Consider the following 19,703-nt stretch of genomic DNA (forward strand, 5'->3'; position numbering starts at 1 on the left):
GCCTGGCTTGTCATTGACTCGCTTGTTAACATCGGTTTTTTATTCTGCGACAGGAGTCCGATCCCCCCTCATGACCAAGCTGCCCCATCCCAGACTCCAGCAACTGCTCACCCTGCTCCACGCCGAGCCGCTGCCGCAGGAGGAGCTGGCCCGCCGCCTCAATGTCTCCACCCGCACAGTACGCACCGACGTGGCGACCCTCAACGAGATCATCGCCACCCGGGGCGCCCACCTGATCCACCAGCGCGGCAGCGGCTATCAGCTCAAGATCTACAATCAGGAGCTGTTCGCGGCGCTGCTGGCGGCCCAGGAGCAGGAGAGCGGCTTGCCTCGCACCAGCCGCGAGCGGGTGCTGCACCTGCAGATCCTGTTGTTGACGGCGGAGCAGGGCATCAAGCTCGACGAGCTGGCGGATACCTGGTATCTGAGCCGGGCGGCGCTGCAGGGGGACATGGCGGAGGTGCGGGAGCGGCTCGCTCACTTCGACCTCGCCATCGACAGCAAGCCCAGGCAGGGGATGCGGATCCAGGGGGGAGAGACGGCCATCCGCGCCTGTCTCACCCAGCTGCTCTATCAGGAACTGCTGCACAGCAACCCGCTGCAGAGCCTGCTGCCCAACCTCTGTCCCAGCAAGACGCTGGAGGTAGTGGGCAATCACATCCACGAGCAGCTCGGCCGCCACCAGCTGCGCCTGGCCGACGAGAGCCTGCAGCAGCTCGCCATCTACTGCGCCGTCGCCCTGCTGCGCCAGGCCGCGGGCCACGAGCTGCGCCAATTCACCAGCGAGGATCTCACGGCGCCGCTGCTGGCGGTCGCCCACGACATCTATGGCGAGCTGCCGACCCTGACCCCGCCGGGGGAAGAGGAGATAGCCTGCCTCGCCATCCAGATCCAGGCCCGCCTCACCGCCGATTCCCCCCAGCTCAGCCCGGCCATGGCGGCCGAGAGCGAACAGCTGGTGGAGCATCTGCTGGCCTACATCCACCAGCACTACCCCTATGACCTGCGCGGCGACCTGCAACTGCGGGCCGACCTGCAGACCCATATCAGTGCCATGCTGCTGCGGGTCAAATACCAGATTGGCAGCCACAATCCACTGGCAGACCACATAAAGCAGTATTACCCCCTCGCCTACGACATCACGCTGGCGGCCATCTCGGAGTGGATCAAGCAGACCCCTTACCGGCTGACCCACCACGAGATAGGCTATCTGGTGATCCATATCGGGGTCGGACTGGAGCGTCACTACGACATCGGTTACACCCGCCGTCCCCAGGCGCTGCTGTTGTGCGATGCGGGCAACGCCACCTTCCGGGTACTGGAGGCCCGCATCAAGCGGGAATATCCCCAGCTGCAGTTGACCACGCTGGAGTCGGTGCGGGATTACGAAGGGCTGGCGCGAGTCGAGCAGGATTTCGTGATCAGCACCGTCAAGGTGAGCGACAAGAACGTGCCCGTGGTGCAGGTCGCTCCCTTCCCGACCCAGTACCAGCTGGAGCAGCTCGGCAAGCTGGTGCTGGTCGATCGCACCCGCCCTTACCTGCTCGACAAGTACTTCGATGCCGACCACTTCATGGTGGTCAGCAAACCGCTCAGCCAGGGAGCGCTGTTTGATCGCATCTGCAGCCAGCTGGAGGCGGAGGATCTGGTGGAGAGCGGCTTTCGGGGATCCTTGCAGGAGCGGGAGCGGATCGTCTCCACCCTGCTGGGGGACGGCATCGCCCTGCCCCACTCCCTCGGTCTGCTGGCACGCCGCACCCTGGTCTATACCGTGCTGGCCCCGCAGGGGATCGACTGGGGCAATGGCGAGAGCGCCACCCTCATCTTCGTACTGGCCATCGCCAAAGCCGACTATGAGGAGGCGATGGGGCTCTACGACCTGTTCCTGGCGCTGATGAACGAAAAAGCCAGCAGGAATCTGCTGGCTTGTCGGGACTTTTCCGCCTTCAAGGCGCTGGCACGCAGCGCACCTTGAGCATGAAGGGGCCGATTACTCCTCGTTGAAGCCCGAAGTGAACAGCGCCACCACGGCGGCCAGGGCCTCCACTTCCTCGGGCCCCTCCACCTGAACTTCCACCTGCTTGCCCTGGGCGGAGTCCAGCATCAGCAGGCCGATCACGCTGTCCGCGTCGGCCTCGACCCCCTCTTCGTTGCGCAGCAACACGTGGGCATCGAACCCCTGCACCAGCTCGAACAGCATCATGGCCGGTCTGGCATGCATGCCCAGTTTGTTTTTCACTTCCACCGAGGCTGAGACGGTCATCTGATCTTCCTATTGGTCCATCAAAATTGCGGCGCACTCTTGTCAAGGGTGCGGTGGCGGATCTGGACGTTCTTGCCCAGCAGGCGGAAGGCGCCGGCCAGCTGCTCGGCAATGAATACCGATCTGTGCTGACCACCGGTACAGCCAATCCCGACCGTCACATAGCTGCGATTGTTGCGCTCCAGGTGGGGCAACCAGGTCGCCAGCATGTTCTCGATCTGCAGGATGAACTGCATCACGTCGGGCTGGCTGGAGAGGTAGCGGGCTACAGGTTCATCCTTGCCGGTAAACGGCTTGAGCTCCGGGATCCAGTGCGGATTGGGCAGGAAGCGGGCGTCGAACACGAAGTCGGCATCCTTGGGGATACCGTACTTGAAGCCAAACGACTCGAACACCAGCACCAGCTCGTTCTCCTTCTTGCCGAGCACCCGGGTCTTGATGAGCTCGCTCAGGTCGTGGATGCTGAGGTTGGTGGTGTCGATGCGCAGATCGGCCGTCGAGGAGAGCGGCGCCAGCAGGTGGGTCTCTTCCCGGATCGCCTCGTCGAGCGACAGCTTGTTGCGCGACAGGGGGTGCAGCCGGCGGCTCTCGCCGTAGCGCTTGAGCAGGGTGGAGTTTTCCGCATCGAAGAAGAAGCTCGTGAACTCCACACGCCCCTCGTTGCGTACCTGGGCCAGCAGGGTTTCCAGCTTGTCGGAACTCGCCGGCAGGTTGCGCACGTCGATACTGACCGCCAGCTTGTCATACTGGCTCTCGACCGAGACGATCAACTGGGGCAGCAGGTTGACCGGCAGGTTATCCACGCAGTAATAACCAAGATCCTCCAGCACACGCAGGGCAACTGTCTTGCCCGAGCCGGAGCGCCCACTCACCACTATTAATTGCATCTTGTTCCCTCACCGCTTGGCGTCATTGCAAGGGCCTGCATCTCAGGCCGATGTCATGATCTGATAGAGTTCTTCATCGCTGGTTGCCTGGCGCAACTGGCGGCATACCGCCTTGTCGCCCAGTTTGGATGCCATCAGGGAAAGGGTCTTGAGGTGCTGCTTGCACTCGCTTTCCGGCACCAGCAGGGCAAACAGCAGGTCAACCGGTTGATTGTCGATGGAATCGAAGGGGATAGGCTCTGCGAAGGTCATCAGGATCGCGGTCGGCGGAAACTCGTCGCCGATCCGGCCGTGGGGAATGGCGATACCGGCTCCGATCCCGGTACTGCCCATCTTTTCTCGCGCCAGCAGGCACTCGAAGAGTACCTGACGAGAGGTCCCCAGGCGCTCAGCGGCTAACTCGCTGATGATCTCCAGGGCGCGTTTCTTGCTGGTACAAGGGACCGCACTTTTGGTGCAGTCCCGACTCAGTATGTGTTCAAGTTGCATGGTTATTTTTGGTTTAACTTATCTTTGTGCTTGATGATCTGCCGATCCAGCTTGTCCAGCAGGGTATCAATCGCCGCATACATGTCGGCATGCTGCGAGTTGGCGAACACCTCACCCCCGCTGACATGCAGCTTGGCTTCGGCGATCTGGTTCAGTTTTTCTACGCTCAACACCACATGAACATTGTTGATGTGGTCAAAGTGACGCTCGAGTTTGGCAAATTTGTTGTTCACATAATCACGCAGAGCTTCGGTGATCTCGACATGGTGTCCGGTCAGGTTGATTTGCATAACGTCTTCCTTTTGTTTTGCCTAAACCAGGCGTTTGCGCTGATTGGATGGCGGGATCAACAAGGATTCACGGTACTTTGCGATCGTGCGTCTCGCCACCATAATACCCTGTTCGGCCAGCAAATCCGCGATCTTGCTATCACTTAGCGGCTTGGCGGGATTCTCCGCCGTGACCAGCTTCTTGATGAGCGCGCGAATTGCGGTCGATGAGCACTCTCCTCCTCCCTCGGTGTTTACATGGCTGGAGAAAAAAAACTTCAGTTCGAAGATGCCGCGCGGCGTGTGCATGTACTTCTGGGTAGTCACCCGCGAGATGGTCGACTCGTGCATCTCCACCGCTTCGGCGATGTCGTTGAGCACCATGGGTTTCATGGCCTCTTCACCGTATTCGAAGAAGCCCTGCTGCTGCTCGACGATGCAGCTGGCCACCTTGAGCAGGGTGTCGTTGCGACTCTCCAGACTCTTGATGAACCACTTGGCTTCCTGCAGGTGGGAGCGGATGAACTGGGTATCCTGACTGGTGCGGGCCTGTCTGGCCATGGCGGCATAGGTCTCGTTGACCCGGATGCGCGGGGCCGAGTCAGGGTTGAGCTCGACCACCCACTTGTTGCCCTTCTTGACCACGGAAACATCCGGGATCACGTACTGGGATTCGCTCTGGATGACGCCGTTGCCGGGCCGCGGCTCCAGCTGCTGGATGAGATCCAGCACCTCCTTGAGGTCGTTCTCCTTCAGCTTGGTCTTGCGGGCCAATGTGCGGTAATCGCGGTTGCCGAGCAGATCCATGTGCTCAAGGATCACCTCCCTGGCTTCGTTGAGCCAGGGCAGATCAGGTGAGTACTGGCCCAGCTGGATCAGCAGGCACTCCTGCACCGAGCGGGCGGCGATGCCGACCGGATCGAAATGTTGCACCCGCTTGAGCACGGCCTCCACTTCATCGAGCTCCACCTCGACATCCTCGCTGCTCACCGCCGCCTGAATATCCTCAAGCGACACCGTCAGGTAACCGGATTCGTCGATGGCATCTATGATGGCGAGGGCGATGGCGGCATCCACGTCGCTGAACGGGGTCAAGCGCATCTGCCACAACAGGTAGTCCTGCAGGTTCTCGGTGGTTTCACCCTGATAGACGCTGTCTTCCCCGTCATGGATGGGGCCTGCGCTCTGGGCCGTGCCGGCCGAATAAACCTCTTCCCAGGTGGTATCCACCGGCAGTTCGTCCGGCATCTGATCCTGGGCCATGGCATCGCTGGAGTCGAGCTGGCTGACGTCCACCTGGTCGACCGGGCTGGTCTCCTGAACGTCGTTTTCCTCTTGCTCCAGCAAGGGGTTGTTGTCGAGCGCTTGCTGAATTTCCTGCTGGAGTTCCAGAGTGGAGAGCTGGAGCAGACGAATCGCTTGTTGTAATTGCGGCGTCATGGTCAGGGACTGACCGAGACGCAACTGTAATGTCGGCTTCATCTACGTCGGGATATCCTTATGGTCAGCGAGGCAGTCGTCACAGGAAATGAAGAGATGCCCCCTTACTATAGACTGAATTGATCGCCCAAATAGACGCGCTTGACCTGCTCATCGGCGAGTATTTCCGCCGGTGCCCCTTCGGCAATCATCTTGCCGTGGCTGACGATATAGGCCTTCTCACATACGTCCAGAGTCTCTCTGACGTTGTGGTCGGTGATCAAGACGCCCAGGCCTCTATCTTTGAGGTGCTGGATGATCTTCTTGATGTCTATCACAGAAATGGGGTCTACCCCGGCAAAAGGTTCATCCAGCAGGATAAAACGCGGCTCCGCCGCCAGCGCACGGGCGATCTCGACCCGACGTCGCTCACCGCCCGACAGGCTCTGGCCCAGACTGTCGCGGATATGGGTGATATTGAACTCTTCCAGCAGTTGCTGGACCTTGTCCTCCCGCTCCTCGCGGCTCAGTCCCTTGCGGGTCTGCATGACCCCCATCAGGTTGTCGAACACCGACAGACGCCGGAAGATGGAGGCCTCCTGCGGCAGATAGCCGATGCCGTTGCGGGCACGGATATGCATGGGTTGCAGGCTGATGTCCTGATCATCGATGGTGATGAGGCCGGCATCGCTCTGTACCAGCCCCACTATCATGTAGAAGGAGGTGGTCTTGCCGGCACCGTTCGGGCCAAGCAGGCCGACGATCTGACCGGTGCCCACTTCCAGGCTCACATCGCTGACCACCATGCGGCGCTTGTAGCTCTTTTGCAGGCCGGCTGCTTTCAACACTGCCATGGTTTATTTTCCCTGCTTCTTCTGATCGGCCGGCTTGTCGAAACTCTCGACCTGATCCGGCAGGAACACCGTCTTGACCCGCTGGTTCGGGGTCTTGCTCTCGGCAACCATCTTCTGTTTGACGATGTCGTAGCGAATGAGATCGCCATTGACCTGGCTGTCTTCCTGCTTGAGCTGGCCATCGCCGGTAATGGTCACCAGCCGGTTCTTCAGCTCATAGCGGATGCTGTTGCCGTGGGCATTGACCGGCTTGCCGTTGTCCAGGATCTGGAAGAAGGTGGCTGGCTTGCCATAGGCCGTCATCACCTCGGCCCCCTTCTCACCGGAGCGGATCACCACCACCTTGTCGGCCTTGATCTTGATGGAACCCTGAGTGATGGTCACATCCTGCTCGAAGGTGATGCGGTTGTCCTGCAGCTCGGCCACCTGCTTGACCGCGTCCACATAGACCTTCTCGGCAAAGTCGGACTCTTTGGCGCTCACGGTGCCGCACAGCAGCAGGGCCGCGAGGGCCAGATTAGCGTTTTTCATTGAAATAGATGGCATGGCCCTGATCCAGTAATTCGAAATATTTGCGTTCCAGATGACCCTTCAGGCCAACGCCCTCGGTCTGGAAGTCCTTACCCACTATGCTGACCTGCTGATTGCTTCTCACGTTCTGGGTCACCAGATCCAGCTCCAGATAGGGGGTATCCAGTGTGGAGATGAAGGAGGTGGGCAGCAGACCGTCCAGATGCACCTTGTCCCGCAGGATCACGTTGTCATCAGTGTTGAGCACCCCGGTCTCGGCGTTGATCTTCCACTCGGCTTCGCCCTGCTTGTCAAACATGTAGACCACCGGCTTGTCGAAGGTGGCCTGTTCCAGGATCTGGTAATACTCCGCGTAGCGGGACTCCAGTCGCTCGGTGCGCAACCCCTCGGCATTGAAGCGGGTCGTCACCAGATTCTTGGCGGTGAAGTCCGGCTGATAATTTTCCACCTTGGTGGTCGGCTCCGGCGCCAGCTCGATATCGCCGAGCTGCCAGGCCGCCAGCGCCACCAGAAACAGCAGGGCAAACAACAGGGTCTGTCTGCTCATACCGAGGCCTCAGGCTGATAATCACCCAGCCCCTGGGCCTGCAGGATGAGATCGCACACCTCGCGCACCGCCCCCACACCACCGGCCAGCCGGGTCACCATGTCGGCGCGCGCCATCACCAGCGGATGGGCGTCGGCCACGGCAATGCCGAGGCCACAGGCCTGCATCACCGGCAGATCGATGGTGTCATCCCCCATATAGGCTGCTTGCGATGCATCCAGCCCCAGCTTGGCCAGCAGCGCCTCGAAGTGGGGCAGCTTCTGATCCGCCCCCTGCACCAGGTGCTGCACCCCCAGGCTCTTCATCCGATCGCTGACGATGCGGGAGTTGCGCCCGGTGATGATGGCAATCTCGATGCCGGCATTGAGCAGCGCCCGCATACCGGCGCCGTCGCGAGTGCAGAAGGTTTTCAGCTCTTCGCCGTCATTTCCCATGTAGATGAGGCCGTTGGAGAGCACCCCGTCCACATCGCACACCAACAGGCGGATCTGCGCCGCCTGATCAAACTGGCTGCGCGTCACCGGACCATAGAGGGTCGGTACGTTTTGCATCAAATTACTCCGGCTTTCAGCAGGTCGTGCATGTTGAAGGCCCCCAGCGGGCGCTTGTCGCCATCCACGACCAGTAATCCGTTGATCTTTCTGGTTTCCATCAGCTTGACGGCCTCGGCCGCCATCATCTCTGGTCCCACGGTAACACAGTTCACCGTCATGACGCGGCTGATCGGGGTGTGATGGATATCCACCTGCAGATCCAGAATGCGGCGCAGGTCGCCATCGGTAAACAGGCCGGCCAGCACGCCGTTGCCATCAACCACCGCCGTCATGCCGAGTCCCTTGCGGCTCACTTCCAGCAGTGCCTGGCTGATGGTGGCATCTATCCCCACCTGGGGCAACAGCTCGCCGCTATGCATCAGATCGCCGACTCGCAGCAGCAAGCGCTTGCCGAGCGACCCGCCCGGGTGAGAGAGAGCAAAATCGTCGGCGGTAAAACCGCGGGCTTCCAGCAGGGCCACCGCCAGCGCATCGCCCATCACCAGGGTCGCTGTGGTACTGGAGGTCGGCGCCAGCCCCAGCGGGCAGGCTTCCTTCTCCACCTTGATGCACAGGTGCACGTTGGCTTCTTTTGCCATGGTGGAGGCCGGGTTGCCGGTCATGCAGATGAGCGGAATGCCGCGGCGCTTGAGTACCGGCAGCAGGGCCAGGATCTCGTCGCTCTCACCGGAGTTGGAGATGGCGATGATGAGATCGCCGCCGGAGATCATCCCCAGATCGCCGTGGCTGGCTTCACCCGGATGGAGGAAGAAGGCGGGAGTGCCGGTGCTGGCCAAGGTCGCAGCTATCTTGCTTCCGACATGACCTGACTTGCCCATGCCGGTGACCACTATCTTGCCACTACAGCGCAGTATCATCTCGCACGCCTGATCGAAGGCATCGTTCAGGTACTGGTAGAGTCCATCAATCGCTTGTTTCTCGATGTCCAGCACGGTACGGGCGCTGCGACGAAAATCGAACAGTTCAGACACTTTTTCAGACTTTACAGACATAAAGGCACAGCTCCGGGCTGAAATTTGCTGCGGGATTATAAAAAAGTCTGTCGAGATAAGCGAATCGGATACTTCTTGGGCGTAAAAGAGAGACAATTGGTTACAAAAAACTGTCGCGCGTCTGGATGGGCAGACTGTTCAATAGTTGTTCCTTGCTGTTGCTTAGACCTAGACTAGCCCATAAAATTCGCTCTTCATTTACACCGGATGGACAATTGTTTGAACGATGACCTGATCACCATCTCCGACCTGACCTTCAGTCACGGAGATCGGCTGTTATACGACGGGATAAACCTGACCATTCCCCGTGGCAAGGTCACTGCGGTCATGGGCCCCAGCGGCATCGGCAAGACTACCTTGCTGCGGTTGATCGGCGGCCAGCTCAAGCCCGAATCCGGTCATATCCTGTTTGACGGGGAAGATATCCCCACCCTCTCCCGCTCGCGCCTGTACGAGGTACGCAAGCGGATGAGCATGCTGTTCCAGAGCGGCGCCCTGTTTACCGGCATGACGGTTTACGACAACGTGGCCTTCCCGCTGCGCGAGCACTCCGGCCTGCCGGAGGAGCTGATCCACACCATCGTCATGATGAAGCTGCAGGCGGTGGGCCTGCGCGGCGCAGCAAAGCTGATGCCCTCCGAGCTCTCCGGCGGCATGGCCAGACGCGCGGCGCTGGCCCGTTCCATCGCGCTGGATCCGGACCTCATCATGTATGACGAGCCGTTCGTCGGCCAGGATCCAATCACCATGGCGGTGCTGGTGAAGCTCATCAAGGATATGAACGATGCCCTCGGTATCACCTCCGTCATCGTCACCCACGACGTGAAGGAGGTGCTGAGCATCGCCGACTACGCCTATATCATCGCCAACCGCAAGGTGGTGGCGCACGGCACGCCGGCCCAGCTGCGCGAGGAGCACAATCCCGAGGTCGAGCAGTTCCTGAAGGGACTGCCCGACGGTCCTGTTCCGTTTCATTTTCCGGCAGGCGAGCTGCTACAGGATCTCTGATGTTGACAAGCCAGGTAAGCAAACTGGGGCGAAGCGGGGTGCGGTTCATCAGCGCCATCGGCCGCGCCACCATCATGTTGTTTCACGCGCTGGCGGGCAAACCCGCGCCGCGCAAGCACTTTCCGCTGCTGGTACAGCAGCTCTATGTGGTCGGGGTGCAGTCGGTCGCCATCATTCTGGTGTCGGGCCTGTTCATCGGCATGGTGCTCTCGCTGCAGGGCTACAACGTCCTGAAGGACTTTGGCGCCGAGCAGAGCCTGGGCCCGCTGGTCTCCCTCTCCCTGCTGCGGGAGCTGGGTCCTGTGGTGACCGCCCTGCTGTTTGCCGGTCGTGCGGGCTCCGCCCTCACCGCCGAGATCGGTCTGATGAAGGCCACCGAGCAGCTCTCGAGCCTCGAGATGATGGCGGTGGATCCGCTGCGTCGGGTGGTGGCACCGCGCTTCTGGGCCGGAGTCATCAGCATGCCGCTGCTGGCCTTCATGTTCAGCCTGATCGGCATCTTCGGCGGCAAGCTGGTCGGGGTGGACTGGCTGGGGGTCGATGAGGGGGGCTTCTGGTCCGCCATGCAGGCCTCCGTCGACTGGCAGGATGACATCATGCAGGGCGCCATCAAGAGCCTGATCTTCGCCCTGGTGGTCACCTGGATTGCGCTCTTTAACGGTTATGATGCCAAGCCGACCTCGGCCGGGATCAGTCAGGCCACGACCCGCACCGTGGTCCACTCCTCCCTGGCCGTGCTCGGCCTGGATTTTATACTCACCGCAGTCATGTTTGGATAAGGTAAAGATGAAGTTCAGCAAAGTAGAATTCCTGGTTGGCACCTTCATGCTGGCCGGCATCGGTGCCATTCTGGCGTTGGCACTGCAAGTGGCCGGTTTGAGTTTCAAACCGGAAGGAGAAACCTATACCCTGCGCGCCCATTTCGATAATATCGGCGGCCTGAAAGTACGCTCTCCGGTCAAGGTGGGCGGCGTGGTGGTCGGTCGGGTCAGCGACATCAGCCTGGACGCCAAGAGCCAGGTTCCGGTCGTCTCCCTGCAGATGCAGAAGAGCGCCGGCGAGTTCTCCGAGACCAGCACCCTCTCCATCCTGACCTCAGGCCTGCTGGGTGAGCAGTACATCGGTCTGGTACCCGGTTTTACCGATGAGGAGATGGGCACCAGCATGCTCAAGGATGGCGACATGATTGAAGACACCAAATCCGCCATTGTGCTGGAAGACCTGATTGGCAAGTTCCTCTACAGCCAGTCTTCCGACACCAAGTCAGACAGCAAGTAAGGAGTAACCATGTTCAAGAAGATCGCCCTGTTGCTGGGCCTGATGACCAGCATGCTGTTTTCCCTGACCGCGCAAGCTACCGACGCCACCGACCCCTACGCCCTGGTGGATCAGGCAGCCAAGCAGACCTTCGCCCGCCTGAAATCCGATCAGGCTCAGGTGAAGAGCAACCCGGATCACCTGCGGGTGATCATCCGCGAAGAGCTGCTGCCCTACGTGGACAACCGCTTCGCCGCCTACAAGGTGCTCGGCAACCAGATCAAGCAGACCACCCCGGCCCAGCGTGACGCCTTCGTCGAGGTGTTCACCGAGTACATGGTGAGCTCCTACGCCGACGCCCTGGCCCATTTCGACAAGCAGACCGTCAAGGTCGAGCCGGGCAAGGCCGCCGGTGACAGCAACATCACCGCCGTCAACGTCAGCGTGAAAGAGGCCGGCAAGCCGGATATCTTCCTCGAGTTCAAGCTGCGCAAGAACAACAAGACCGGCGAATGGAAAGCCTTCGACATGGTCGCCGAGGGGATCAGCCTGCTCTCTGCCAAACAGAACGAGCTGGGTGGCCTCATTCGCCAGAACGGCATCGATGCGGTGATCGCCCAGCTGCGCGCCCACAATGCCAAGCCGCTGGTGCTCAAGTCATGAGACTGAGCGGCGAGCTGCAGGCGGCTCAGGTGATTGAGCTGTGGCAACGGCGGGCTGACTGGTGGCAGGAAGATCTGCTCGAGCTCGGCGACGTGACCACGCTGGATTCCGCCGGGCTGGCCCTGCTGGTCAAATGGGCCAAAGCCGCTCTGGCACGAGGCGCCACACCGCAACTGGTGGGTGCCTCCGCTGATTTCTATACCCTGGCCAACCTCTACGGAGTGGCCGGATTGTTTCAATCAACCCCGCTCACAACTGAGGACGCATAATGCAAGTCTCTGAAATTGAAGCGATACTCCTCGAGGCTCTGCCATTGTCCGAAGTCCATGTCAAAGGGGATGGCAGTCACTACCAAGTGATCGCCGTCGGTGACATGTTTGACGGCATGAGCCGGGTCAAGAAGCAGCAGGCCATCTATGCCCCGCTGATGGACAAGATCGCCAGCAACGCCATTCACGCACTCTCCATCAAGGCCTTTACCGATGCCGAGTGGAAACGCGAACGTAAATTTCTACTGCCCTCCTGATTTGGTATCAAACGTAAATGGACAAATTCAAGATCGATGGTCGTTGTACTCTCAACGGCGAAGTGACCATCTCTGGCGCCAAGAACGCCGCTCTGCCGATCCTGTTCGCCACCCTGCTGTGTGACGAGGAGATCCACCTCTCCAACGTACCGCGTCTGAAAGATGTGGGGACCACCATCAAGCTGCTGGAGATGCTGGGCGCCACCACCAAGGTCAACGGCAACGTGACCGTACTGACCGGGGCCGTGAACAACCACGTCGCCCCCTACGAGCTGGTGAAGACCATGCGCGCCTCCATCCTGGCGCTGGGCCCGCTGGCCGCCCGTTTTGGCGCGGCTGACGTCTCCCTGCCCGGCGGCTGCGCCATCGGAGCCCGTCCGGTCAACCTGCACGTGCACGGTCTGGAGCTGATGGGCGCCAAGATCGTCATCGAAGAGGGTTACATCAAGGCTCGCGTCGACGGTCGCCTGAAGGGTGCCCACATCCTGATGGACATGGTCTCCGTCACCGGCACCGAAAACCTGATGATGGCCGCCACCCTGGCTGACGGCCGCACAGTGATCGAAAACGCTGCGCGCGAGCCAGAAGTGGTCGATCTGGCCAACTTCCTCAACGCGCTGGGCGCCAAGATCCAGGGCGCGGGCACCGACACCCTGATCATCGACGGTGTCGAGCGTCTGCACGGCGGCAACTACAGCGTGCAACCGGATCGTATCGAAACCGGTACCTTCCTGGTGGGTGCCGCGGTCACCGGCGGCAAGATCACCTGCCGCAACACCGACCCGACCCTGCTGGAAGCAGTTCTGGTCAAGCTGGAAGAGGCCGGTGCCCTGATTGAGAAGGGTGAAGACTGGATCACCCTTGACATGACCGGTCGCACCCTCAAGCCGGTCACCATCAAGACTGCGCCCTACCCGGCCTTCCCGACCGACATGCAGGCCCAGTTCACCGTGCTGAACGCGGTGGCCAAGGGCACCGGTATGGTCACCGAGACCATCTTCGAGAACCGCTTCATGCACGTGCCCGAGCTGGTACGGATGGGCGCCGACATCGAACTGCAGGGCAACGTGGCCATCTGCCGCGACACCGAGCAGCTCAAGGGTGCCCAGGTGATGGCAACCGATCTGCGCGCCTCCGCCAGTCTGGTGCTGGCCGGCTTCGTGGCCGAAGGCTCCACCATAGTCGACCGCATCTACCACATCGACCGCGGCTACGAAGACATCGAGCAGAAGCTGCAAGGCCTCGGCGGCCGCATCGAGCGCATCAAGGGCTGATTGCCGCCCCTGAGCAAAGCCGATACAAAAAGGCCCCTCGCACAGCGAGGGGCCTTTTTCATGGCTGAAATCCGACGAAAGCCGGGATCAGTGCCCCGCCAGCTTCATGTTCTCGACCAGCACAGAGCCTGTCTTGAGGCTGGAGCGCTCATCTTCGTCGCTGCCCACCGCCACGATATGGCTGAACATCTCAGCCAGATTGCCGGCGATGGTGATCTCCTCGACCGGATAGGCTATCTCGCCATTCTCGACCCAGAAACCGGCGGCGCCGCGGGAGTAGTCACCATTGACGATGTTGACCCCCTGCCCCATCAGCTCGGTCACCAGCAAGCCGGTACCCATCTCCTTGAGCATGCCATTGAAATCCTGACCGGTGCTGGAGACCTGCCAGTTGTGGATGCCACCGGCGTGGCCTGTGCTGGTCAGCCCCAGCTTGCGGGCCGAGTAGGAGGTCAACAGCCAGCTCATCAGCTCGCCATTGCGCACTATGTCCATGTCGCGGGTCAGCACCCCTTCCCCATCGAACGGGGTACTGGCGAGCCCTCCCAGCAGGTGGGGGAACTCCTGGATGGTGAGCCATTCGGGCAGGATCTGCTTGCCCAGCTTGTCCAGCAGGAAGCTCGACTTGCGGTAGAGGTTGCCGCCGCTGATGGCCATCACCAGATGACCCCAGAGACCAGCCGCCGTATCGGGATGGAACAGCACGGGTGCATGGCGGGTGGCGATCTTGCGGGCACCGAGGCGGGAGACGGTGCGCTCCACCGCCTCATCGGCAATGCGCTGCGGGCTCCAGAGGCCCTCCAGGGTACGACTGGAGGAGTAGCCGTAATCACGCTGCATGTCGCCGTCCTGCTCGCCGATCAGCACGCAGCTCAGGGAGTTGCGCGAGGCGGCATAGCCTTTGACGAAGCCGTGACTGTTGCCATAGACCTTGATGCCAAGGTGGCTGGAGAAACCTGCGCCGTCGGAGTGCTTGATGCGGGCATCGCGCCCCAGCGCCAACCGCTCGCACTCGGTGGCCAGCTCGATGCCATATTGGGGATCCAGCGCGACCGGGTGGCACAGCTGCAGATCCGGGGCGTTCCAGGCCAGCAAATCTGCATCCGCCAGACCGGCGCACTCGTCAGGGGAGGTATGGCGCGCAATCTCCATGGCCGCTTCCACGGCGGCGCGAATGGCTGACGGGCTCAGATCCGTGGTGGACGAGGATCCCTTGCAGCCATCACGATAGACGGCGATGCCGAGCGCGCCATCCTTGTTGAATTCGATGCTTTCCAGTTCACAACCGCGGGTGTTGACCGACAGCCCGGTCTGTTTGCTGATGGAGACTTCGGCCAGCGAGGCGCCCAGTCCCTTGGCGATATCCAGGGCCTCGGCAACCACGGCCTCGAGATGGGCTTGATCCTGGCGGATTTGGTCTTGCTGATCCATAACTCACATCTGTATGAAGGAAGGAAAGGGGCTAAGCATATCAGACCCCTGCGCCCAGCGGGAGAAGCTGGTAACATATCCGCCAAACGTGAATGACAGGAATCAAGAGACCGATGAGTCAATATCAAGACGACAACGAGTGGGAAGACTGGGGCCCCAGCAAGAGCCAGCTCAAGCGTGATGCCGAGGCGCTGCAGAAGATGGGGGAAGAGATCGTCTCCCTCAGCCACAGCGAACTGGAGAAGATCCCGCTGGATGAGGAGCTGGCCGAAGCAGTCGAGCTGGGCCGCAAGCTCAAGCCGAAGAAGGACGAGTCTTTCCGTCGCCACCTGCAGTTCATCGGCCGGTTGATGCGCAGCCGCGATGTGGAGCCCATCGTCGAGGCGCTCTCCATCATCAAGAATCGCCACTCCACCGTCAACGCCCGCCTGCACCGGCTGGAACAGTGGCGCGAGCGGCTGATCAGCGAAGGCGACAGCGCCCTCAACGAGCTGATGTCCCAGTTCCACGAGCTGGACCGCCAGAAGCTGCGCCAGCTGATCCGCACCGCCAACAAGGAGCGGGAGCTGAACAAGCCACCGGTAGCCTATCGCGAGATGTACCAGTATCTGCGCGGCGAGATCGAAGATCTGCTGTAAGTGATGACTCACGTTCGCCGACAGGCGGCGGTCAACACAAAATGAAACGGGGCCTATACGGCCCCGTTTTTCATGGCGTGAAGGGTCAGTTACCCGCTACGCACTGGGTGTGGGTTTCCGGTTGCAGATAGGGCATCAGCAGCGGCGCCATCCCCTTGAGCACCTGCACCGGCAGGGCCGAGGTGAAGCGGAACTTGTCGGACTGGCTGCCAGGCACATAGGCCGTCAAGGTGCCGAAGTGATCATCCCCGATGTAGAAGACGAAGGTAGCGGTCCGGTTGCGGGCCAGCGAGCTGGTCACGTTGCCGTAGCGGCCCACCGTCTCGATCCGGTTGTCACCGGTCCCCGTCTTGCCCCCCATCTGCAGCACTGTGCCGTCCGGCAGGGCGAAGGCGCCGGCGATGCGCCTGGCGGTGCCCCCTTCCACCACCTTCGACAACGCGTTGCGCAACGCAGTGGCTACCTCTACCGGCAATACCCGGGTCCCCTCGGTCTGCGCCGGCGTGAACTCTGTCTCGAACGGCGTGCCCTTGGCAAACGAGAGGTGCTCGATGCGCAGGGTCGGCGCGCGGATGCCACCATTCTGGATGATCCCCATCAGCTCGGCCAACGCAGCAGGGCGGTCGCCCGAGCTGCCCAGCGCGGTAGCCAGCGACGGCACCAGGTGATCGAACGGATAACCCAGTCTGGCCCAGCGCTGATGGATATCGAGGAAGGCCTCGACCTCCAGCATGGTGCGGATCCGGCTGTCGCGGGCGCTGCGGTGACGGGTCTTGAACAGCCAGCTGTAGACCTCCTGCCGCTCGTCCCGGCTCGCCTCGACGGCATCGGCGAAGGTCGCCTTGTCAAACTCCTTGAGATAGGAGAGCAACCACAGCTCCAGCGGGTGTACCCGGGCGATATAGCCCTGATCCGGCAGCGAATACTTGCCGGGACCATAGCTGGTGTAGAGCTGTTCGATGCGCCGCTCACTCAGCTTCTCCCGCGGCAGACGCTTGGCCAGGAAGGCCGCGAAGGTCTCCTGCGAGGCATCCGGCATCAGGTAGCGGTGCACGGCGGCAAGGCGCACAGCGCTGGGCTTGAGGCCATCCAGGAAGGTGTCTAGCTGCTCCTCTGGAGTCTTGCCACGGTATTTGCGCCAGAAACGCAGCAGATAGGTCTGTCCCTCCTTGTCTGCAAACTTGGCCAGATATTCGGTGCGGCGCGGATCCTTGTCATCCTTGAGCAGCTGGGCGCGGTTGCCCTCCCGGTAGAGGCTGTAGCGAACAATATCGCGCATCAAGCGTACGAACGGCAGGTTGATGGACTCACGCAGGGCGTCGCGAATGGCCGGAATGCGGCCGTTGTCTTCGCGCCGGAAGTTGTTGAAGGTGTGCATGCCGCCGCCGGTAAAGAACCCCTCGTTCGGGCTGGCGGAATACTTGCGATCCAGCGCAGCCTCCAGCATCAGGGGCAGGCTCTTGTCCTTGGCAGTCATCAGGTAAGAGACGGCCCAGCGGCTGATGTTGTCCTGATCCGACACCTCTATCTTGCGCAGGCTCTCGGCCGACATGCCTGCATAACTGTCGTGCAGCTCGGAGACGATCTCCAGATAGGTGGTCAGCACCCGCAGCTTGGCGGTAGAGCCCAACTCCAGCTTGCTGCCCTCGTTGATGTCAAACGGCTGATCCGTGTTGTCGGTCTGCACCCGCACCTTGAAGCCTTGCGGCGATTTTTCGAACAGGGTGAAGCTGTACTTCACATCCCCCGTCTTCTCCGGCGAGAGCAGGCGCTCACCAAACAGGCCAACCTGAGCGGCAAACGTCGGATCAGCCAACTGTTGCAGGTAATGGGAAACCTCGTTTTGCAGCGGCATGTTGAGGCTGGTGTCGGCCGTCAGATCGAGCCGGTCCAGATCGTAGAGCTGCACCCCGAGCTGACGGCTGAGACGGGTACGGGCAACCTGCAACCCCTTGTTGTTGTTGACCTTGGTCACCGCGGGGGACTGCAGGAAATCACGGAAGGTGATCTTGGCCTTCAGCGCAGCCTCCATCAGCGGCGGGGTGATCATCCCTTCCTGCACGAACAGGCGCAGATAGCTGTCGGTCAGTGTGGCCAGTGCCTCACGTCCCTGAGCCAGGTAATAGGAGGGGCGGCGATGGGCAATCATCAATGAAACCACCTGACGCAGTGCCAGCCCCTGCTCCGCCAGCGAGGCATCCTGGTTGCGAGCGGGATCCAGCAGCCGGTTCACCTCGTCAACATTGGCACCGAACCAGACCCAGAGGCCATCACCCAGACCGTGCACCTCGCCATAACCGGGGGCCGCCGAGAGTGGCACCGAGTTGAGGTAGGCCCAGGCAACCAGCTTGCGCGCCTCCAGGGTCTCCGGCCCAAGCCGGTAAGCCCGCACGCTGGCGGACGCCATCTGGCGGATCTTCTCGGTGGGGGAGAGCGTCAGGCCATCCGGCGAGTGGCGGTACTTCTCGACCTGGGTCGCCAGGGTACTGCCGCCAGCCGACTGATCCTGCATATCGAGCGCCTTGCCCACCTGGGACATGGCCGCCTTGGCAAAACGGGGCCAGTCCACGGCCGGGTTGGCCAGCGGATGTTCGTTGCTGAGCAGATCGCGGTTCTCGATGAACAGCAGCGACTGGATCACCAGCGGCGGGATGGAGGCAAAGTCCGGATAATAGTGGGTCGGATACTTGAACTGATAGAAGGGTTCCGCCCGGCAATCATGCAGGGTCAGACCGGCCTGGACCTTCTCGGTATAGGGGACGAAGAAGCCGCGGCTGGCGTAGTCATACAAGGCATCGGAGAAATGCACCTGCTCGCTGACCTGATAGCCGCGCTGCAGCAGACGCTCCTGCATCATGGGCAGCAGCACATAACCCAGCCGCTTGTCGAAGGGGCCATCCTCGGGAAAGGCAATCCGCTTGCTAAGGCCGGGCTCGACCTGATAGGTCAGCTTGGCGGCATAGCGGGAGATCTCCTGCGACTGCAGGCGCGATGTCTGCATCTCATAGCCCACCAGAGCAATCACGGCGGCCAGGCACAGCAAAAAGAGAAAGCAGAACAACCAGCGCCACCAGGGACGACGCTTGCGCTTGTACTTCCCGTCCGCGCTTGGGACAGATGAATCCTGATATGCCACTTTGTTCAAATCCGTCTGTTCTGATGCGCCCATATCAGCCCCACCATGGTTGCGCAATTTATTGTGTTTCACTCAAGCTTAGTCGTTTCAAGTCAATGGCTTGAAATCTATTGACCGCTTTGTAGTGATGGTAACAGGGCGATCATGAAAAGGGGAGCCGATTGTTGCAGAGCGGCGAGAGATCCGAGCTGATGGCAGAAAGCAAAACACCGGCCATGGGCCGGTGTTTTGGGAGAATAATGAGCGAGCTTACTTGCTGGAGCTCATCGCCTTGAGCTTGGTGCCCAGGTCTTTACGCTCCTTGGAGAGCTCGGCGTTTTTGATGATGTGATCATCCACCCGCTCTTCATAGTCAGCACGCATGTTGGCGATGATGGCCTGAACCTCATCGATGCTCATGCCAGGCTTGATGTAATCACTCAGGTTGTCGAGCAGCAGCACCCGCTTCTGGTTGTCACGGATCTTCTTCTCATTGTCTGCGATTTCACGCTTGAGCTTGTTCTGACGACGGGACATACGCACATATTCCAGTACATCGCTGAAGGTGGACTTGTTTACTTGTTCCATATCGATACCACTGACGTAAGGTTGATAAAAGCAGGCCAAGTTGCATCCGTACCAGAGAAACGAGCATGAGAGAGTACGGGCCAACCCAAGATGCCCTTTACTCTACCGAGTTATGAAGCAGATACAACCCTAATTGCAGCTCTGGTGCCGGGTTTCGGCAGAGGAGAGCCGAGTGGAGAATAAGGAGTGAGGCAGGCACGGCTCATGTATCGAAGAACCGCGGTCAAATACGAATCAAGCTTAATTTCAGGCAATAAAAAAGCCCGCTCAAATGAGCGGGCTTCTTCAATTGGGTGCCTGGCAGTGTCCTACTCTCGCATGGCGAATGCCACACTACCATCGGCGCTACAGCGTTTCACTTCTGAGTTCGGCATGGGGTCAGGTGGTTCCACTGCGCT

Annotated in this window: 22 protein-coding genes and 1 rRNA gene; 9 read left to right on the forward strand and 14 right to left on the reverse strand. The window is 60.6% G+C overall.

Translation table 11 applies throughout. The annotated features are described in order from the left end of the window. The first annotated feature begins 70 nt into the window (after positions 1–70). Positions 71–1,975, forward strand: a complete 1,905-nt coding sequence (locus ACB031_RS15850; protein WP_371139878.1) for a transcription antiterminator — start codon at positions 71–73, stop codon at positions 1,973–1,975. A gap of 15 nt (positions 1,976–1,990) precedes the next feature. Here the strand turns inward: ACB031_RS15850 and npr are convergent, their stop codons facing one another. From npr to ACB031_RS15900, 10 genes are all read right to left on the reverse strand, one after another. Continuing rightward, entirely contained in the window at positions 1,991–2,263 is a 273-nt protein-coding gene (gene npr / locus ACB031_RS15855; RefSeq protein WP_005305943.1) for a PTS phosphocarrier protein NPr, read from the reverse strand. 20 nt (positions 2,264–2,283) lie between these two features. Further along, positions 2,284–3,150, reverse strand: coding sequence for an RNase adapter RapZ (gene rapZ, locus ACB031_RS15860; RefSeq protein WP_005305946.1), 867 nt, complete (start codon positions 3,148–3,150; stop codon positions 2,284–2,286). A gap of 42 nt (positions 3,151–3,192) precedes the next feature. Then, positions 3,193–3,639: a PTS IIA-like nitrogen regulatory protein PtsN gene (ptsN, locus tag ACB031_RS15865; protein WP_005305951.1), complete on the reverse strand. Its 447-nt coding sequence runs from the start codon at positions 3,637–3,639 to the stop codon at positions 3,193–3,195. A 2-nt stretch (positions 3,640–3,641) separates the two neighbouring features. Then, positions 3,642–3,929, reverse strand: a complete 288-nt coding sequence (hpf, locus tag ACB031_RS15870; RefSeq protein ID WP_005305957.1) for a ribosome hibernation promoting factor — start codon at positions 3,927–3,929, stop codon at positions 3,642–3,644. A 21-nt stretch (positions 3,930–3,950) separates the two neighbouring features. Further along, positions 3,951–5,390, reverse strand: a complete 1,440-nt coding sequence (locus tag ACB031_RS15875) for an RNA polymerase factor sigma-54 (RefSeq protein ID WP_094697654.1) — start codon at positions 5,388–5,390, stop codon at positions 3,951–3,953. A gap of 65 nt (positions 5,391–5,455) precedes the next feature. Then, positions 5,456–6,181: an LPS export ABC transporter ATP-binding protein gene (gene lptB / locus ACB031_RS15880; protein WP_005305964.1), complete on the reverse strand. Its 726-nt coding sequence runs from the start codon at positions 6,179–6,181 to the stop codon at positions 5,456–5,458. 3 nt (positions 6,182–6,184) lie between these two features. Further along, positions 6,185–6,712, reverse strand: a complete 528-nt coding sequence (lptA, locus tag ACB031_RS15885; RefSeq protein ID WP_010635928.1) for a lipopolysaccharide transport periplasmic protein LptA — start codon at positions 6,710–6,712, stop codon at positions 6,185–6,187. Further along, positions 6,699–7,259 carry an LPS export ABC transporter periplasmic protein LptC gene (gene lptC, locus ACB031_RS15890; protein ID WP_213344285.1) on the reverse strand — a complete coding sequence of 187 codons (561 nt, stop codon included), beginning with the start codon at positions 7,257–7,259 and terminating at the stop codon, positions 6,699–6,701. The genes lptA and lptC overlap by 14 nt, the downstream gene beginning before the upstream one ends. After that, positions 7,256–7,810 carry a 3-deoxy-manno-octulosonate-8-phosphatase KdsC gene (kdsC, locus tag ACB031_RS15895; protein WP_371139879.1) on the reverse strand — a complete coding sequence of 185 codons (555 nt, stop codon included), beginning with the start codon at positions 7,808–7,810 and terminating at the stop codon, positions 7,256–7,258. The genes lptC and kdsC overlap by 4 nt, the downstream gene beginning before the upstream one ends. Beyond that, entirely contained in the window at positions 7,810–8,805 is a 996-nt protein-coding gene (locus tag ACB031_RS15900; protein WP_005305976.1) for a KpsF/GutQ family sugar-phosphate isomerase, read from the reverse strand. Before ACB031_RS15900 ends, kdsC begins: the two co-directional genes overlap by 1 nt. Positions 8,806–9,012: 207 nt before the next feature. On the opposite strand from ACB031_RS15900, the gene mlaF reads away from it, so the two are divergent. From mlaF to murA, 7 genes are read left to right on the forward strand one after another with little or no spacing between them, the layout of a single operon-like run. Beyond that, a complete protein-coding gene (mlaF, locus tag ACB031_RS15905; protein WP_005305979.1) occupies positions 9,013–9,813 on the forward strand; it encodes a phospholipid ABC transporter ATP-binding protein MlaF in 801 nt (266 codons plus the stop codon). Then, a complete protein-coding gene (mlaE, locus tag ACB031_RS15910) occupies positions 9,813–10,592 on the forward strand; it encodes a lipid asymmetry maintenance ABC transporter permease subunit MlaE (protein ID WP_005305981.1) in 780 nt (259 codons plus the stop codon). The genes mlaF and mlaE overlap by 1 nt, the downstream gene beginning before the upstream one ends. A gap of 7 nt (positions 10,593–10,599) precedes the next feature. Further along, on the forward strand, positions 10,600–11,091 hold the full coding sequence (mlaD, locus tag ACB031_RS15915; protein WP_005305985.1) for an outer membrane lipid asymmetry maintenance protein MlaD: 492 nt from the start codon (positions 10,600–10,602) through the stop codon (positions 11,089–11,091). A 9-nt stretch (positions 11,092–11,100) separates the two neighbouring features. Beyond that, entirely contained in the window at positions 11,101–11,733 is a 633-nt protein-coding gene (mlaC, locus tag ACB031_RS15920; protein ID WP_005305988.1) for a phospholipid-binding protein MlaC, read from the forward strand. Beyond that, positions 11,730–12,002: a lipid asymmetry maintenance protein MlaB gene (locus tag ACB031_RS15925; protein WP_005305991.1), complete on the forward strand. Its 273-nt coding sequence runs from the start codon at positions 11,730–11,732 to the stop codon at positions 12,000–12,002. The genes mlaC and ACB031_RS15925 overlap by 4 nt, the downstream gene beginning before the upstream one ends. Next, entirely contained in the window at positions 12,002–12,259 is a 258-nt protein-coding gene (gene ibaG / locus ACB031_RS15930; protein WP_005306001.1) for a BolA family iron metabolism protein IbaG, read from the forward strand. Before ACB031_RS15925 ends, ibaG begins: the two co-directional genes overlap by 1 nt. A gap of 17 nt (positions 12,260–12,276) precedes the next feature. Beyond that, complete coding sequence (gene murA, locus ACB031_RS15935) at positions 12,277–13,533, forward strand: UDP-N-acetylglucosamine 1-carboxyvinyltransferase (RefSeq protein ID WP_126880650.1); 1,257 nt, start codon at positions 12,277–12,279, stop codon at positions 13,531–13,533. 87 nt (positions 13,534–13,620) lie between these two features. On the opposite strand, the gene pmbA is transcribed toward murA, so the two are convergent. Continuing rightward, a complete protein-coding gene (gene pmbA, locus ACB031_RS15940; RefSeq protein WP_017779766.1) occupies positions 13,621–14,964 on the reverse strand; it encodes a metalloprotease PmbA in 1,344 nt (447 codons plus the stop codon). 113 nt (positions 14,965–15,077) lie between these two features. Here pmbA and yjgA point away from each other — a divergent pair, with 113 nt between their 5' ends. Then, positions 15,078–15,602 carry a ribosome biogenesis factor YjgA gene (yjgA, locus tag ACB031_RS15945; protein ID WP_005306010.1) on the forward strand — a complete coding sequence of 175 codons (525 nt, stop codon included), beginning with the start codon at positions 15,078–15,080 and terminating at the stop codon, positions 15,600–15,602. 85 nt (positions 15,603–15,687) lie between these two features. On the opposite strand, the gene ACB031_RS15950 is transcribed toward yjgA, so the two are convergent. The 3 genes from ACB031_RS15950 to rrf all read right to left on the reverse strand — a co-directional run. Further along, positions 15,688–18,771, reverse strand: coding sequence for a transglycosylase domain-containing protein (locus ACB031_RS15950; RefSeq protein WP_371139880.1), 3,084 nt, complete (start codon positions 18,769–18,771; stop codon positions 15,688–15,690). A gap of 216 nt (positions 18,772–18,987) precedes the next feature. Further along, positions 18,988–19,305: a PTS system regulator TmaR gene (gene tmaR / locus ACB031_RS15955; RefSeq protein ID WP_010635919.1), complete on the reverse strand. Its 318-nt coding sequence runs from the start codon at positions 19,303–19,305 to the stop codon at positions 18,988–18,990. 295 nt (positions 19,306–19,600) lie between these two features. Continuing rightward, positions 19,601–19,703, reverse strand: a 5S ribosomal RNA gene (gene rrf / locus ACB031_RS15960); the annotation flags it as partial.

Origin of the sequence: Aeromonas sp. S8(2024), assembly GCF_041403085.1 — a bacterium.
Classification (GTDB): Bacteria; Pseudomonadota; Gammaproteobacteria; order Enterobacterales; family Aeromonadaceae; genus Aeromonas; species Aeromonas dhakensis.

Coding starts and splice junctions, on each gene's coding strand:
- mlaE (WP_005305981.1), top strand. CDS start 9,813: ATGTTGACAAGCCAGGTAAGCAAACTGGGGCGAAGCGGGGTGCGGTTC.
- murA (WP_126880650.1), top strand. CDS start 12,277: ATGGACAAATTCAAGATCGATGGTCGTTGTACTCTCAACGGCGAAGTG.
- pmbA (WP_017779766.1), bottom strand. CDS start 14,964: ATGGATCAGCAAGACCAAATCCGCCAGGATCAAGCCCATCTCGAGGCC.
- hpf (WP_005305957.1), bottom strand. CDS start 3,929: ATGCAAATCAACCTGACCGGACACCATGTCGAGATCACCGAAGCTCTG.
- ACB031_RS15850 (WP_371139878.1), top strand. CDS start 71: ATGACCAAGCTGCCCCATCCCAGACTCCAGCAACTGCTCACCCTGCTC.
- mlaC (WP_005305988.1), top strand. CDS start 11,101: ATGTTCAAGAAGATCGCCCTGTTGCTGGGCCTGATGACCAGCATGCTG.
- lptC (WP_213344285.1), bottom strand. CDS start 7,259: ATGAGCAGACAGACCCTGTTGTTTGCCCTGCTGTTTCTGGTGGCGCTG.
- npr (WP_005305943.1), bottom strand. CDS start 2,263: ATGACCGTCTCAGCCTCGGTGGAAGTGAAAAACAAACTGGGCATGCAT.
- lptB (WP_005305964.1), bottom strand. CDS start 6,181: ATGGCAGTGTTGAAAGCAGCCGGCCTGCAAAAGAGCTACAAGCGCCGC.
- mlaD (WP_005305985.1), top strand. CDS start 10,600: ATGAAGTTCAGCAAAGTAGAATTCCTGGTTGGCACCTTCATGCTGGCC.
- yjgA (WP_005306010.1), top strand. CDS start 15,078: ATGAGTCAATATCAAGACGACAACGAGTGGGAAGACTGGGGCCCCAGC.
- kdsC (WP_371139879.1), bottom strand. CDS start 7,810: ATGCAAAACGTACCGACCCTCTATGGTCCGGTGACGCGCAGCCAGTTT.
- rapZ (WP_005305946.1), bottom strand. CDS start 3,150: ATGCAATTAATAGTGGTGAGTGGGCGCTCCGGCTCGGGCAAGACAGTT.
- mlaF (WP_005305979.1), top strand. CDS start 9,013: ATGGACAATTGTTTGAACGATGACCTGATCACCATCTCCGACCTGACC.
- lptA (WP_010635928.1), bottom strand. CDS start 6,712: ATGAAAAACGCTAATCTGGCCCTCGCGGCCCTGCTGCTGTGCGGCACC.
- ACB031_RS15950 (WP_371139880.1), bottom strand. CDS start 18,771: ATGGGCGCATCAGAACAGACGGATTTGAACAAAGTGGCATATCAGGAT.
- ACB031_RS15875 (WP_094697654.1), bottom strand. CDS start 5,390: ATGAAGCCGACATTACAGTTGCGTCTCGGTCAGTCCCTGACCATGACG.
- ptsN (WP_005305951.1), bottom strand. CDS start 3,639: ATGCAACTTGAACACATACTGAGTCGGGACTGCACCAAAAGTGCGGTC.
- tmaR (WP_010635919.1), bottom strand. CDS start 19,305: ATGGAACAAGTAAACAAGTCCACCTTCAGCGATGTACTGGAATATGTG.
- ACB031_RS15900 (WP_005305976.1), bottom strand. CDS start 8,805: ATGTCTGTAAAGTCTGAAAAAGTGTCTGAACTGTTCGATTTTCGTCGC.
- ibaG (WP_005306001.1), top strand. CDS start 12,002: ATGCAAGTCTCTGAAATTGAAGCGATACTCCTCGAGGCTCTGCCATTG.
- ACB031_RS15925 (WP_005305991.1), top strand. CDS start 11,730: ATGAGACTGAGCGGCGAGCTGCAGGCGGCTCAGGTGATTGAGCTGTGG.